Annotated in this window: 17 protein-coding genes; 9 read left to right on the top strand and 8 right to left on the bottom strand. The window is 45.7% G+C overall.

Translation table 11 applies throughout. The features are described 5' to 3' along the window. Positions 1-3 precede the first annotated feature (3 nt). The 6 genes from FD971_RS05415 to FD971_RS05390 are packed head-to-tail and all read right to left on the bottom strand — an operon-like array spanning position 4 to position 5,298. On the bottom strand, positions 4-645 hold the full coding sequence (locus FD971_RS05415) for a 2-hydroxychromene-2-carboxylate isomerase (protein WP_215333269.1): 642 nt from the start codon (positions 643-645) through the stop codon (positions 4-6). After that, positions 642-1,955 carry a replication-associated recombination protein A gene (locus FD971_RS05410; protein WP_215333268.1) on the bottom strand — a complete coding sequence of 438 codons (1,314 nt, stop codon included), beginning with the start codon at positions 1,953-1,955 and terminating at the stop codon, positions 642-644. The genes FD971_RS05415 and FD971_RS05410 overlap by 4 nt, the downstream gene beginning before the upstream one ends. A gap of 9 nt (positions 1,956-1,964) precedes the next feature. After that, positions 1,965-2,444 carry a DUF3429 domain-containing protein gene (locus tag FD971_RS05405; protein WP_251368584.1) on the bottom strand — a complete coding sequence of 160 codons (480 nt, stop codon included), beginning with the start codon at positions 2,442-2,444 and terminating at the stop codon, positions 1,965-1,967. A 46-nt stretch (positions 2,445-2,490) separates the two neighbouring features. Then, positions 2,491-3,345 (bottom strand): 3-hydroxybutyryl-CoA dehydrogenase, encoded by an 855-nt coding sequence (locus FD971_RS05400; protein ID WP_215333267.1) that lies wholly within the window; start codon positions 3,343-3,345, stop codon positions 2,491-2,493. Between the two features lies 1 nt (position 3,346). Next, positions 3,347-4,054 carry a glutathione binding-like protein gene (locus FD971_RS05395; protein WP_215335228.1) on the bottom strand — a complete coding sequence of 236 codons (708 nt, stop codon included), beginning with the start codon at positions 4,052-4,054 and terminating at the stop codon, positions 3,347-3,349. Between the two features lie 29 nt (positions 4,055-4,083). Continuing rightward, positions 4,084-5,298, bottom strand: a complete 1,215-nt coding sequence (locus tag FD971_RS05390; protein WP_215333266.1) for a methionine aminotransferase — start codon at positions 5,296-5,298, stop codon at positions 4,084-4,086. 68 nt (positions 5,299-5,366) lie between these two features. Here FD971_RS05390 and yaaA point away from each other — a divergent pair, with 68 nt between their 5' ends. Both yaaA and FD971_RS05380 read left to right on the top strand, forming a co-directional pair. Next, positions 5,367-6,143, top strand: a complete 777-nt coding sequence (yaaA, locus tag FD971_RS05385; RefSeq protein ID WP_215333265.1) for a peroxide stress protein YaaA — start codon at positions 5,367-5,369, stop codon at positions 6,141-6,143. 11 nt (positions 6,144-6,154) lie between these two features. Further along, on the top strand, positions 6,155-7,366 hold the full coding sequence (locus tag FD971_RS05380) for a DUF2863 family protein (protein WP_215333264.1): 1,212 nt from the start codon (positions 6,155-6,157) through the stop codon (positions 7,364-7,366). Between the two features lie 79 nt (positions 7,367-7,445). Here the strand turns inward: FD971_RS05380 and FD971_RS05375 are convergent, their stop codons facing one another. After that, positions 7,446-7,820, bottom strand: a complete 375-nt coding sequence (locus FD971_RS05375; protein WP_215333263.1) for a hypothetical protein — start codon at positions 7,818-7,820, stop codon at positions 7,446-7,448. A 12-nt stretch (positions 7,821-7,832) separates the two neighbouring features. Continuing rightward, positions 7,833-8,822: a malate dehydrogenase gene (locus tag FD971_RS05370; RefSeq protein WP_215333262.1), complete on the bottom strand. Its 990-nt coding sequence runs from the start codon at positions 8,820-8,822 to the stop codon at positions 7,833-7,835. Between the two features lie 150 nt (positions 8,823-8,972). Between FD971_RS05370 and FD971_RS05365 the strand changes: the two genes are divergently transcribed. The 7 genes from FD971_RS05365 to gltA all read left to right on the top strand — a co-directional run bounded on the left by FD971_RS05365 (position 8,973) and on the right by gltA (position 14,829). Then, the gene (locus tag FD971_RS05365) at positions 8,973-9,710 is read left to right on the top strand and encodes a GntR family transcriptional regulator (protein ID WP_215333261.1); all 738 of its coding nucleotides are present in this window, start codon (positions 8,973-8,975) and stop codon (positions 9,708-9,710) included. Between the two features lie 142 nt (positions 9,711-9,852). Next, positions 9,853-10,272: a succinate dehydrogenase, cytochrome b556 subunit gene (sdhC, locus tag FD971_RS05360; protein ID WP_215333260.1), complete on the top strand. Its 420-nt coding sequence runs from the start codon at positions 9,853-9,855 to the stop codon at positions 10,270-10,272. Between the two features lie 24 nt (positions 10,273-10,296). Continuing rightward, positions 10,297-10,662: a succinate dehydrogenase, hydrophobic membrane anchor protein gene (sdhD, locus tag FD971_RS05355; protein ID WP_215333259.1), complete on the top strand. Its 366-nt coding sequence runs from the start codon at positions 10,297-10,299 to the stop codon at positions 10,660-10,662. A gap of 4 nt (positions 10,663-10,666) precedes the next feature. After that, positions 10,667-12,445, top strand: coding sequence for a succinate dehydrogenase flavoprotein subunit (sdhA, locus tag FD971_RS05350; RefSeq protein ID WP_215333258.1), 1,779 nt, complete (start codon positions 10,667-10,669; stop codon positions 12,443-12,445). Positions 12,446-12,462: 17 nt separating this feature from the next. Beyond that, positions 12,463-13,167, top strand: coding sequence for a succinate dehydrogenase iron-sulfur subunit (locus tag FD971_RS05345; RefSeq protein ID WP_215333257.1), 705 nt, complete (start codon positions 12,463-12,465; stop codon positions 13,165-13,167). Then, the gene (locus FD971_RS05340; RefSeq protein WP_215333256.1) at positions 13,164-13,433 is read left to right on the top strand and encodes a succinate dehydrogenase assembly factor 2; all 270 of its coding nucleotides are present in this window, start codon (positions 13,164-13,166) and stop codon (positions 13,431-13,433) included. Before FD971_RS05345 ends, FD971_RS05340 begins: the two co-directional genes overlap by 4 nt. An 82-nt stretch (positions 13,434-13,515) precedes the next feature. Next, entirely contained in the window at positions 13,516-14,829 is a 1,314-nt protein-coding gene (gene gltA / locus FD971_RS05335; protein WP_215333255.1) for a citrate synthase, read from the top strand. Positions 14,830-14,841 lie beyond the last annotated feature (12 nt).

Raw genomic sequence — 14,841 nt, 5'->3', positions numbered from 1 at the left:
TGCTCAAAGGCCTGAAGGTACTTGGCCTGCATATTGATAGGCAGTCTCTTCAAACATCGTCGGCCTATCCAAATAATCTAAAGCCCAATCGATCGTATCAAGACCCCAAAATGCGTGAGAGTTGATTACCAAAGTCGGCACACCAAATGCACCATCAGCCTTTGCCCTCTCAGTATTGCTAATAAGCTTCGCCTTGATTTCTGGCGCATCTGGCTTTGGGGTATTTGCTGCTAAACCCAGGTATTGGCAAAAGTCCGACCAAGAGAGATTGGGGTCCTTGCCTTCTACCCAGACATACTCAAATGCACGCTCAACCATTTGCCATTGGGCATCTTCTTGAACCAGTAGACGTTGAGCAGCAACAGTCAGAAAAGGGTGGTGCTCTGGAAATCGAAATGGCAGGCCCAGCTTTTCAGCAAGCCATACGCAATATTGATAGGTATGAGGGCGTTTAGCCTCGATCTCGCCGGGTCCGCGATTATCGGTTGCTCGGAATAAGCCGCCAAGCAAGATCGGAACCGGTTGAATATCTACGCGCTTATCAAGGCGATGACGTTGCTTGATATAAAAATACGAGAAAGGAGAAATGATGTCGTAATACAAAGTCCCGACAACCGGCTCTATGCGCTTTTGATCTTGGATCATTTCTTATTTGACTCCTCATCAAGCTTGCGTAAGAAAGCCATCTTCTCGGCAATCTGACTCTCTAGACCTCGATCAACTGGCTCATACCAATGGGGTTCTGCCATTCCTTCGGGAAGATAGGATTCACCAGCAGCGTAGGCATGTGGCTCATCATGGGCATAACGATATGCTTTGCCGTGACCCAACTCTTTCATCAGCTTGGTTGGTGCATTGCGTAAATGATTGGGTACGGGTTTGCTTTGGTCATTAGCTACATAGGCTCTTGCTGCGTTATATGCCTTATAACTAGCATTACTTTTAGCTGCAATCGCTAAATAGACCACTGCTTGACCAAGCGCCAACTCACCCTCAGGTGAGCCAAGCCGCTCAAAAGTTTGGGCTGCATCATTGGCCAATTGCATTGCCCTAGGATCAGCGAGTCCTATATCTTCCCAGGCCATGCGAATAATTCTGCGGGCAAGATAGCGGGGATCCGCTCCGCCATCTAGCATGCGGCAAAACCAATATAAAGCGGCATCCGGATTCGAACCGCGCACGGATTTATGAAGAGCAGAAATTTGATCATAAAAATGATCGCCACCTTTATCAAAGCGACGCGCTTGTACAGTGAGAGCATTCTCAATAAATTCCTGATCCACTTTCTGAATGTCAGAATTAGGTGTGGAGATAGCGTTGCGTACTTGCTCTACTAAATTAAGCAATCTACGTGCATCCCCGTCGGCATGTAAGATCAGACTATCGATTGCAGCTGATTCAAATTCAACGCCAGGCATTGCATACTCACGTGCTCGATCAAATAATTGCTTGAGCTCTAGAGCGCTTAGCGACTTCAGAACATAGACCTGTGCACGTGATAGCAGTGCTGAGTTCACCTCAAAAGAGGGGTTTTCAGTAGTGGCGCCAATAAAAGTAAATAAACCAGACTCTACATGGGGCAATAAGGCATCTTGTTGGCTTTTATTAAAGCGATGAATCTCATCCACAAACAAAATGGTTTGCTTGCCCTGGTGCGACATGCTCTGTTGTGCTTGCTCAATTGCTTCGCGAATTTCCTTAACGCCCGCAAGCACCGCTGATATTGCAATGAACTCTCGATCAAAAGCTTTTGCGGATAGTCTTGCTAGCGTAGTCTTGCCAACTCCAGGTGGACCCCAGAGAATCATCGAGTGCGGCTTGCCAGAGGCAAATGCTAAGTTGAGCGGCTTACCGCTAGCCAATAGATGCGTTTGACCAATAACTTCTTCAATAGTTTTGGGGCGTAATGCTTCGGCCAAAGGTGGCGGAGGTGCTTGATCAAACAGATTGCCCATGGCTGCTGATTAGTTCTGCACAAACAGGATCACTAAGGCAGCCCAAATCAAGCAGCCGGCAGACACTAGCGTGAGTCGATTGCGTAGGGTGATAAAAGCTTCGCAGGCTGCTTCACTTGAAAAATAATATTGATACGTTTCTTTATCAATATTGCGCTGAATAATCAATGCAGAAGCCAAGATCACCAGGCCCACTGGAATATAAATATGCAGAGCTACCCAAGCCACTAGGGCGGGTATTACTCCCCAAATCCAGGCATTGCGATCTTCCCAGCGATCACCCGGGGGCGCTTTGCCCAGCGTATGTAAATTGGCACCCCAATGCAATGCACCCATGAATGCGGTAATGACGGCACCATACCCAGCTAGAGACTCAGCACTTAAATAATTCAGGGGTGTTGGTGCTAGCTGCACCATTAAAGCAAGACCGACAAAAGGAATTAAGCCGGCATAGGCTAATTTACGAACTAGAGGTGGCAATGGGTTCACAAAAACTTTTCTACTGTATTAAGGTTAATGAATGGTGCTGATTAAATTACTGATCGTAGGTATAGACACCGCGCCCAGTTTTTCTTCCAAGGTAGCCGGCGGCAACCATTTCACGAAGTAGTGGGCAAGGGCGATATTTAGAGTCACTGAAGTTTTCAAAATAGACTTCCATGACTGCTAGGCAGGTATCGAGACCAATGAGGTCGGCTAAAGCGAGTGGGCCGATTGGTTGATTGCATCCTAACTTCATGCCGGCATCAATATCTTCTGGGCTAGCAAGACCTTCAGAGAGAACAAAGAAGGCTTCATTAATCATTGGTAACAAAATGCGGTTCACAACAAAGCCGGGAGAGTTCTTGACGGTAATTGGCTCTTTACCAATTCGTTTGGCCATTTCAATAATGGCTGCGTGTGTTGCATCTGAAGTTTGTAATCCCCGAATCACTTCAACCAGTGCCATCATAGGAGGCGGATTAAAAAAGTGCATTCCAATGAAGCGGCTTGGATTGGAATCTAAAGCGGCGAGCTTGGTGATGGAGAGTGAAGAGGTGTTTGTAGCGATGATAGTTTCTTTACTAACGATCTCATCTACTTGCTTCAAAATCTTTTCTTTAACTGCTTGGTTCTCGGTAGCGGCCTCAATGACTAATTGAAGGCCCTTAAAGTCAGCATAGGAGGTGCTGCCTTTAATGCGTTTTAATGCCGCATCCTTGCCTTCAGCAGTAAGCGTTTCTTTTTTAACAAGACGATCTAAGCTTTTGCTAATTTGGCCTAAGCCACGCTCAACTGCTGCATCACTAATATCTACCATCACAACGTCAAGCCCAGCAACTGCACAGACCTGTGCAATACCGTTACCCATCGTGCCTGCACCAATTACTCCGACTGATTGAATCTTCATACTATTTCCTTTTTTGATACTGTGATGAACCAAATAACTGTTCTCTTGCTTTGTCATCGTGCAAGGGCTTGCGTAATGCAGTTAAGACTTCTACGCCACGCTTTACAGCAGGGCGTTCACCAATCATTTCAAACCAACGCTTGAAATGCGGATACTCGTTGATATCGATGCCCTGGTTCTTCCAATTGCGTGTCCAAGGGTAGATGGCGATATCAGCGATGGAGTAAGTTTTTCCAGCAATATAAGGATTATCTTTCAGTTGATGATCAATGACCCCATATAAGCGCTTAGCTTCATTAGTGTAGCGATTGATTGCATAGTCAATTTTTTCAGGTGCGTAGATCCTAAAGTGGTGGTTTTGCCCTAAAAGAGGGCCTAAGCCTCCCATCTGGAACATCAGCCACTGCAAGACCTCGTATTTACCTCGGGTTGATTTGGGTAAAAACTTTCCAGTTTTGGCCGCTAGGTAGAGCAAGATAGCCCCAGACTCGAAGAGGTGGATTGTTTTGCCATCAGGGCCATTTGGATCTGTAATGGCTGGAATTTTGTTATTTGGGCTTATTGCCAAAAAGTCTGGCTTGAACTGATCGCCAGCCCCAATATCAATTGGGTGAGCTATCCAATCTTTGCCTAATTTAAAGCCACACTCCTCCAGCATGATGTGGACCTTGTGCCCATTTGGAGTTGGCCAACTATAAACATCGATGATGTCTTTTCTCGGTTTATTGCTAGCCATAGTTAATTCCTTTTTGATAGGGTTTGTAAACGCGCTAATGCTGCGGATAGCGTTTCTTCTTTTTTTGCAAAACAAAAACGAATGACGCCAGACTCCATTGGCTTGGCATAAAACGCCGAGACAGGAATAGCCGCTACGCCAATCTCGCTTGTCAGCCAAGTGCAAAATTCTGCTTCGTTCATTTTGGATTGGGCGATATCTAATGTCGTATAGTTTGCACACTGAAAATATGTTGCCGCAACCGGCAATAATTTAAAGCCAACTTGCTCTAATCCCTTGCTGAAGTAATCTCGCTTGGCTTGATAAAAAGAGGGTAGGCCTAAGTAATGATCTGCCTTTTTAAGGTATTTGGCGATCCCATATTGCATGGGTGTATTGACTGTAAATACGTTGAACTGATGTACCTTGCGAAACTCTTTCATCATGTCTGCGGGTGCTGCCACATAGCCTACCTTCCAGCCTGTAACGTGAAAGGTTTTTCCGAAGCTAGAGATCAGGAAACTACGTGCTGCTAATTCAGGATGGTTGGCAACGCTGATATGGCTTTGTCCATCAAACACCATATGTTCATAGACTTCATCGCTCAAGACGAGTGCGCTGGTATTTCTTACTAAATTTGCTAAGCGATCCAAATCGCTTGATTGCCACACCATACCTGTTGGATTGTGTGGCGTATTGATGATGATCAGGCGAGTTTTTGAATTGATTGCTTTAGCTAAATCATCCCAAGGAATTGAATATGAAGTGACGCATCCATGATCGTTGCGATTGGCAAGTAAAGATACTGCGACGGTGATTCCACCGGCCAATTCAATAGAAGGGCGATAGCTATCGTAGGCTGGCTCAATAATGACAACTTCATCACCTGGACTAACGCATGACAAGATTGCCGTCAAGATTCCCTGAGTGCCACCTGCGGTGATCGTAATTTCAGTATCAGGATCGTAGTGATGGCTATATAAATCTGAAATTTTTTCTGCCACACCCTCGCGTAACTCAGCAACACCTGTCATTGGGGGGTATTGATTGTGGTCAGCGAGCATCGCTGCATTGACTTCGGATATGAGCTCTCGATCACAGGGGAAATCCGGAAAGCCTTGACCTAAGTTAATCGCTTGATGTTTTGTTGCTAGGGCGGACATGACTGTAAAGACCGTTGTCCCCACCTCGGGTAGGCGACTAGGAAATACTGGAGTCAGAGGAGGGTTTTGTTCCATGCAGGCGGTTTAGGGCAAATAAGGTAGGTAGTCGCTAGAATGGTAGAAATTCATATTCAAATTGTGCCATGCTGATCGTACTTTCTCCCGCTAAATCCCTAGATTACAAAACCCCCGTTAAGGTTAAGGCGCCTACTTTGCCTGAGTTTGCCTCGGAGTCGGCAAAGTTAATCGCTGAGCTAAAGAAGCTCTCACCTCAAGATGTTGCTAAGTTGATGAGCTTGTCAGACCAGTTGGCAGCTCTCAACGTAGGTCGTTATCGCGATTGGTCCAAGAAATTTACCGATGAAAACAGCAAGCCAGCCATTTATGCCTTTGATGGCGATGTCTATGATGGTTTTGATGTGAAGACCCTGAATACCAAAGCCCTGGATTTTGCGCAGGATCATATTCGCATCCTGTCAGGTCTTTATGGCGCCTTGCGTCCCCTCGATTTAATGCAGCCATACCGCCTAGAGATGGGCACTTCTTTCCAAAATGCCCGAGGTAAGGATCTGTATGCTTTTTGGGGTGAGCGTGTGACTGATTCACTGAAGAAGGTTCTGGAGAAGCAAAAAAAGCCCGTCCTGCTTAATTTAGCCTCCGAAGAGTATTTCAAGGTATTGCAGGCCAAGAATTTGGATTGCCCCGTGATTGCCCCTGTCTTTCAGGACGGTAAGGACGGTAAGTTCAAAATTATTTCCTTTTACGCCAAGCGGGCTAGGGGCTTAATGGCGCGCTATTTGGTCGAGAATCGCATAACCGATCCAGCGGATTTGAAGGGCTTCAATTTGGATGGTTATAAATATGTTGCCTCTGAATCGAAGCCAGAAAAACCCGTATTTAGACGTCCAGAAAGAAAATAGGAGAGTGCACTATGGCTGTTCATCGCACTAAATCCTCGCAACGTGCTTCACCAGATGTAGAGCGCTTGGTGGCCGATGCGATTTCTTTAGCTGCCTCTGGCAGCCAGATAGAAGATCGTTTCTGGGAAGAGCGCTTAAACCTTCGTTTGATGCGTCTGTTGAAAAGCCAGAATCAAAACGTGATTGATGCTGCCTTGGATCAAACTTTCCGAATTAATACTGTAGCCTTTGAAGTGTTGGCTGATTCTGCGGAGACGCTGGCTGAATCACTCACCATGGAGCATGAGGGACAAAGTTGGGATGTGCTCTTATTGGCCTTGCCAATCGTTGCCCACACCCGCTATCAGATTCCTTCGGGTGCTTTACCAGTAAATGTCATTGAATCTACTGCTACCGCACTGCATAACTCAATTGCTTCCACCGATGCACGCCTAGCAATTGTTCCTTGGCTCTACAGCATTGATCAAATGCCACATTCACATTGTCAAACACGCATACTGACTGTGGCTTTAGCAACTGCCGCAATTACTGCTGGCGAAGTGAAGTTAGAGCTCCGTGAGATGTCAGAGACGATTGCAGTATTGGCTGACCCGCGCTTTATTATTGCCGCTGTTGCAGCACCATCCGGTGCACCGCTTTTCCGTTGGCAAGCTGAAGCACCAACTCGTCAAGAGCGTGGCGTGAGTTTGATTGGGTGGCAAAACACAATGCAAGAACCAATTGCCGCACTTTTACCCGGCTGTGAGTTTGAGCTCTTATTGCCTGAGGCCTATTTCACAAACTGTAGATTGGCGGATAAGCAAGTGCGTCCCTTAAGCATACGGGCTGGTGTGAACTTTCTCGAGAGTACGCTTGGCGTTCTGCCTGCTGGATTGTCCTGCGTAGTGGGAGCGTTTGGTGAGGATCAAGCTGACGAGTATCGAATCTCATTTAGCTTAAAAGGTTCCTCTGAAGTTGTGTATGGTGTCATTTGGCCCTTATACGACAGAGAGAGTGTTGCGAATGATGCGCTGAATGATCTTTCTGATGATGAGAGCCCGATGAAGCGCATTGCGGATGCACTACGTGATGCGGGTGTTGAAGATGTATTCCGTCATGCAATGCTATTCGATCCGGAGCTGTGCGATGATTGCGGCGCGCCACTATTTCCTGATCGATCTGGTGATGCTGTGCATGCAGAGTTACCGGATGATGCACCTACACAGCAACCACTTTTTCATTAAACAAAAGCAGGTATCTTAAAAAGATAGATATAAAAAAAGCCGAGAATGTCTCGGCTTTTTTATTTTGAAGCGGTTGCAATCAGTTTTGTACAAAAGGCTCTGAATTAGCAAACAAGTGGGGAAGTTTGCCTGTTTTCATTTCTGCGGTTTGGCAAAAATCAGCAAGACGAGTTCCAGACTTAATATTAAAAAGCATTGCCTTGTTACCTAATACAACGAGATCGTGACCAGTATTGGTGTTCTTGTAACGTAAGCTTCCCGGAAGAGAATTTTCGCGCTTCAATTCAAACGTTTTGGATTCCCAAGTAAGGCGAACCGTTTCCGTTGTTCCTGAAGTTTTGAATTGTTTGCTTTCGCTACAAGTCCAAGTGGATACTTCTTCGCTAGCAATCGCTGATGCTGATCCCAAAAGACCTGCAGCAGCTAAGCTAACGATGAGAAGAGTTTGCTTCATGTGTATAAATCCTTATGAGAGGAGATGCTTAACGCCAGCTTGCTCTTCAAGCAATTCGTTCAAGGTGTGGTTCATGCGTTCGCGTGAGAACTCATCGATTTCCAAGCCTTCAACCATCTTGTATTCGCCGTTTTCGCAAACTACTGGATAACCGTAGATTACTTCAGCAGGAATGCCGTATTCGCCTTTAGATGGAATACCCATAGTGACCCACTTGCCATTTGTGCCGAGAACCCAGTCACGAATGTGGTCGATCGCTGCATTGGCTGCAGACGCTGCGGATGAAAGGCCACGGGCTTCAATAATTGCCGCACCACGCTTGCCAACTGTAGGAATGAAAGTATCTTTGTTCCACGCTGCATCATTGATGCTGTCTTTTACAGATTTACCGTCAACAGTTGCAAAGCGATAGTCTGGGTACATTGTTGGGCTGTGGTTACCCCAAACAACCAATTTCTCAATATCAGCAACTGGCTTGTTCAACTTGTTAGCCAGTTGTGAAAGAGCGCGGTTGTGATCCAAGCGCAACATTGCTGTGAAATTCTTCGCAGGAATATCTGGGGCAGATTTCATGGCGATGTAAGCATTGGTATTTGCTGGGTTACCAACAACCAATACCTTCACAGTTTTCTTAGCTACAGCATTCAATGCTTTGCCTTGCGCTGTGAAAATCTGAGCATTGGCTGAGAGCAAATCTTTACGCTCCATGCCAGGGCCACGTGGACGAGCACCAACCAACAGAGCAACATCAATGTCTTTAAATGCAGTCATTGGGTCTGAATGGGCGGTCATACCGGCCAACAATGGGAATGCGCAATCTTCCAATTCCATCATCACGCCAGCCAGGGCTTTTTGAGCCTTTTCATCTGGAATCTCTAGTAACTGGAGGATTACTGGCTGATCTTTGCCTAATAAGTCGCCATTGGCGATGCGAAAGAGGAGGGAATATCCGATTTGACCGGCTGCACCGGTGACTGCAACACGCATTGGGGCTTTTGCCATTACTAATAACTCCAGTTGAGGTTAATTAATGAAATCTTTTCTATTATCCATTCAAGTGTATGGACTTTCCATTTACACTGTCAATCATGTCTTATATAAGATATGAGATAAGCTTGAATTTTATCCAATAGAAGCTGCCCTGGAGTTAATTTGTCATTGATATCTGAACCCATTGCCTCATTTAGCCCACTTTATGAGCAGATTAAAGCCATGATTTTGGCTAGTTTGCAGGCCTCCGAATGGTTGCCAGGTGACGCTATTCCTAGTGAAATGGAGCTTGCAGCTCGGTATGCCGTAAGCCAGGGTACTGTCCGTAAGGCGATCGATGAGTTGGCGGCCCAAAATTTACTGGTTCGCCGTCAAGGTAAGGGTACTTTTGTGGCTACCCACCAAGAGGAAGACTTTCAGTACCGTTTTTTACGCTTAGAGCCTGATTCTGGTGATAAGTTACACCTAAAAAACCAGTTTTTAGCCTGTGAAAACACCCAATCTGACCCCTATATTGCCCAACTGCTGAAATTAAAGGCGGGCGATCCCGTGATTCGCATTGATCGAGTTCAAAGCTCTGCAGGGCGCCCAATTGTCTTTGAGGAGATTTGGTTGCCGGAAGGGCGGTTTAAGGGGCTCACTTTAGATGCCCTCAATGCCTGGCCTGGCCCTATGTATGCCTTTTACGAAAGTGAGTACGCCACCCATATGGTGAGGGCGGAGGAGAAGATTAAGGCAGTTTTGGCAAATCCAGAGCTTGCTGGGTATTTAGAACTTCCCGAAGGCACCCCCTTGCTTTCCGTTGAACGTGTTGCATTTACCTACGGGAATAAACCAGTAGAAATTCGTCGCGCTAGGTATGACACTTCTGATCAGCACTACGACAATAAGTTGAACTAAGCGGTACATTAAAAATCAGTAAAAACCATTATTTAACCCCTTTAAACGCTAAAAAGTCCCCACCACCCCCAAGGTTTCCAATAGAATATGTTGCAACACAACAAAGCCACACTGAACCTCCACCGAAAGATTGAGATTGCCCATGGTTGATGCACAGCAAAACGTAAAAAAAGATAGACCGGTTTATCGAAATATTGGTCTTGCCCAGTTGATCAAATACCGCCTTCCTTGGGCTGGAAAAGTATCAATTCTTCATCGTATTAGTGGGGCAGCGCTGTTTTTGATGTTGCCTTTCTTGCTTTATCTCCTTGACCAAAGCTTGGCTTCAGAGATGAGTTACGAAAAGTTCCAAGCCATTACTGGTCACGTACTTGTAAAAATTATTCTGCTTGGCTTGATTTGGTCTTTCTTGCACCACTTCTGCGCCGGGATCCGTTATCTCTTGTTAGATCTGGAGATTGGTGTTGAAAAGGCCGATGCAAATCGCTCAGCGATCTTTGTATTTTTCTTGGGTCTTGCTCTGACTGCGGTTGTTGGTCTCAAACTATTTGGCTTGTACTAAGCACTACTTCATTAAGGAAATCGAATGCCTATTTATCAAATTGGACCGAAGCGCTTAGTTGTTGGCGCCCATTACGGCCTTAAAGAGTGGATTATCCAGCGTGCTACTGCCATTGTGATGGTGGTATTCACAGTCGTTTTACTAGTTGACTATTGCATTACGGGTAGCGCAACGTATGAAGGTTGGGCTGGATTGTTTGGCAATCAGTTCATGAAGCTATTGACGCTTTTATTCTTTATTAGCTTGTTCTATCACGCTTGGATTGGTATCCGTGATATTTGGATGGATTACATCAAGCCTGTCGGCATTCGTTTAACACTGCAAGTGTTAACTGTTTTGTATCTCGTAGCCTGTGCGGCCTATGCCGTACAAATTTTGTGGAAAGTGTAATTCAATGACCGCGATTAAAAAAGCATTGCCACGCCGCCGTTTCGACGCGGTAATTATTGGTGCAGGTGGTTCAGGTATGCGCGCTTCTTTGCAATTAGCAGAAGCTGGCCTGAACGTTGCGGTATTAACTAAAGTCTTCCCAACTCGCTCACACACAGTTGCTGCACAGGGCGGTATCGGTGCATCACTGGGCAACATGAGTGAAGATAATTGGCACTATCACTTCTACGACACCATCAAAGGTTCTGATTGGTTGGGCGACCAAGACGTGATCGAATTTATGTGTCGTGAAGCTCCTAAGGTTGTTTATGAGCTCGAGCACTTTGGTATGCCGTTTGACCGCAATCCAGATGGCACGATTTATCAACGTCCTTTTGGTGGTCACACTGCCAACTACGGCGAGAAAGCCGTTCAACGCGCTTGCGCAGCTGCCGACCGTACTGGTCACGCCATGTTGCACACCTTGTATCAGCGTAACGTACGTGCAAAAACCAACTTCTTCGTAGAGTGGTTGGCACTTGACCTCATTCGTGATGACGCAGGTGATGTTGTTGGTGTAACTGCGCTCGAAATGGAAACCGGTCAGGTTTACATCCTGGAAACTAAAGTAGTCATGATGGCTACCGGTGGTGCAGGCCGTATCTGGGATGCCTCTACAAACGCATTCATTAATACCGGTGACGGTATGGGTCTGGCAGCACGCGCAGGTATTCCTTTGGAAGATATGGAGTTCTGGCAATTCCACCCAACTGGCGTAGCTGGTGCGGGCGTATTGTTAACAGAGGGTTGTCGTGGTGAAGGCGGCATCTTGCGTAATAAAGATGGTGAACGCTTCATGGAGCGTTACGCTCCAACCTATAAAGACTTAGCTCCACGCGATTTCGTTTCACGCTGCATGGACCAAGAGATCAAAGAAGGGCGCGGTTGCGGTCCTAATGGCGATTATGTTGTTCTCGACCTAACGCATATCGGCGCCGAGACCATCATGAAACGCTTGCCTTCTGTTTATGAGATCGGTATCAACTTTGCTAACGTTGACGTTACTAAAGAGCCAATTCCGGTTGTGCCAACTATTCACTATCAGATGGGTGGTATTCCTACCAACATCAATGGTCAAGTTGTGGTGCCAGCTAACGGCAAACATAATGAAATCATTAATGGCCTCTATGCAATTGGTGAGTGCTCTTGCGTATCCGTTCACGGTGCAAACCGCCTGGGTACAAACTCATTGCTCGACTTATTAGTGTTCGGTCGTGCTGCTGGTAATCACATCGTTGCAATGGACCTCAAGAATCGTGAGTTCAAGCCATTGCCTGCGAATGCTGGTGAGCAAACTATGGCTCGTATTGCTGCTCTTGATAACTCTACATCTGGTGAGTATGCACAAGACGTTGCGAACGACATTCGCAAAACCATGCAGAAATACGCTGGTGTATTCCGCAATCAGGAATTGATGGATGAAGGTGTTCGTCAAATGGCGAAACTGACTGAGCGCGCTAAACACTTGTGGCTCAAAGACAAGTCAGAGATTTTCAATACAGCACGTATCGAAGCTTTGGAAGTTGCTAACTTAATTGAAGCAGCAAACGCAACAATGATTTCAGCTGCAGCGCGTACTGAAAGTCGTGGTGCGCATTCACATGATGACCATCAACATCGTGATGATGACAACTGGATGAAGCATACGCTTTGGTATAGCGAAGGCAATCGCTTGGATTACAAGCCGGTTGTTTTGAAGCCATTGACGGTTGAGTCTTTCCCTCCTAAAGAACGTACTTTCTAAGCGAAGAGAAATTAAACATGAGTGATATTCGTATATTTGAAATTTACCGCTACGATCCAGATGTCGATGCAGCTCCTCGCATGGAGCGTTACGAGCTTGAATTGACTGGTGAGCGCATGTTGTTAGATGCCTTGATTTCTTTAAAGAAACAAGACGAAACCATTTCCTATCGTCGTTCTTGCCGTGAGGGTGTTTGTGGCTCTGATGCAATGAACATCAATGGTAAGAATGGCTTAGCTTGCTTAACAAATATGTTGACCTTGCCAAAAGTCATCACATTGCGCCCATTACCTGGCTTGCCAGTCGTGCGCGATTTGATTGTCGATATGACATTGTTCTTCAAGCAGTATTTATCTATCAAGCCTTACTTAGTTAATGACACTCCATTTCCTGAGAAAGAGCGTCTCCAGAGTCCTGAGGAGCGTGAAGAGTTGAATGGTTTGTATGAGTGCATCTTGTGCGCATCATGCTCAACATCATGCCCATCTTTCTGGTGGAATCCAGATAAGTTTGTTGGTCCAGCAGGTTTGCTCCAGGCGTATCGCTTTATTGCTGATAGCCGTGATCAAGATACTGCGCAGCGTTTGGATAACTTGGAAGATCCGTACCGTTTATTCCGTTGCCATACCATCATGAATTGTGTGGACGTATGCCCTAAGCATTTGAATCCGACCAAAGCAATTGGAAAGATCAAGGAATTGATGGTCCGCAGGGCAGTATGACCCTCAGCAATGCAGAGTTATATCGCCTAAAGAGTGATGCCCGCAGGGGTTTGCTTGAAAACGATTTAATTCTGCAGCGTTTTTTTGAGCGTTACGGTGCCCAACTCAATGCAGAAGACGGAATAGTATTAAGTCAACTGCTGGCCTTAGAAGACAATGACCTGATGGATTTATTAATCGGTCGAAAAGATTCTGTGGCGGCATTAGAAAAAGAATCACAAGAAGCCTCATTTAAGGCGGTTTTACAAAAGCTGAGACAGAAATAATTCAGCATTTTGGTGTAGAAGCAGAGTGGGTACAGGATCAAATAGTGTATTAATCATCAATTTGAATGACTAAGGATTAGAAATGATTGAATCGGACATCAAGGCAAAATTATCGTTTTCGGACGGCACACCAGATATCGACTTGCCAATTTATAAAGGCACGATTGGTCCTGACGTAATTGATATTCGTAAGCTTTACGGTCAAACTGGAAAGTTCACCTACGATTCAGGCTTTCTTTCTACAGCCTCATGTAATAGCAAGATTACTTATATTGACGGCGATAAGGGCGAGTTGCTCTATCGAGGCTACCCAATCGAAGATCTTGCACACAACTGCGACTTCTTGGAAGTTTGCTATCTGCTCTTGAACGGTGAGTTACCAAACGCTAGTCAGAAAAAAGATTTTGAAGAAATGGTCATGCACCACACCATGGTTCATGAGCAAATGCAGTTCTTCTTGCGTGGCTTCCGTCGCGATGCTCATCCAATGTCAGTGTTGACTGGCTTGGTTGGCGCAATGGCTGCCTTCTACCATGATGAGATTGATTACAGTCAGCCTAAGGCGCGTGAAGTAGCGCAAATTCGTTTGATTGCGAAGATGCCAACTTTAGTTGCGATGGCTTATAAGTATTCTGTTGGCCAGCCATTTATCTATCCTGATAATTCTTTGTCCTACACGGCTAACTTTATGCGCATGATGTTTGCGACACCATGTGAAGAATACAAGGTGAACCCAGTATTGGTTCGCGCCTTGGATCGCATTTTCACATTGCATGCTGACCATGAGCAAAATGCTTCAACATCTACAGTTCGCTTGTGCGGTTCTTCTGGAACCAACCCATTTGCTGCGATTTCTGCTGGTATTGCTTGCCTTTGGGGCCCAGCACACGGTGGTGCAAATGAAGCCTGCTTGCAAATGTTGAATGAGATTCAAGCAAATGGCGGTGTCGATAAGATTGATGAATTCATTGCTCAAGTTAAAGACAAGAATTCAAGCGTTCGTTTGATGGGCTTTGGTCATCGTGTTTACAAAAACTTCGACCCACGCGCCAAACTCATGCGGGAAACTTGCCACGAAGTATTGAAAGAAATGGGTCTTGAGAATGATCCTTTGTTCAAGTTGGCAATGACGCTTGAGAAGATTGCTTTGGAAGATGATTACTTTGTTAGCCGTAAGCTCTATCCAAACGTCGACTTTTACTCTGGAATTGTTCAGCGCGCCTTAGGCGTTCCAACTGAAATGTTTACCTGTATTTTTGCTTTGGCAAGAACCGTGGGTTGGATTGCTCAGTGGGAAGAAATGATCACTGATCCTGAGTACAAGATTGGTCGTCCACGTCAGTTATATGTTGGAGAAACTGTACGCAAGGTTCCTAACATTTCTGTTCGTAAATAAAAGCTTTAGAGG

The sequence above is a fragment of the Polynucleobacter sp. AP-Ainpum-60-G11 genome (assembly GCF_018688375.1).
GTDB lineage: Bacteria > Pseudomonadota > Gammaproteobacteria > Burkholderiales > Burkholderiaceae > Polynucleobacter.
This window is presented reverse-complemented; position numbering and strand designations above follow the sequence as displayed.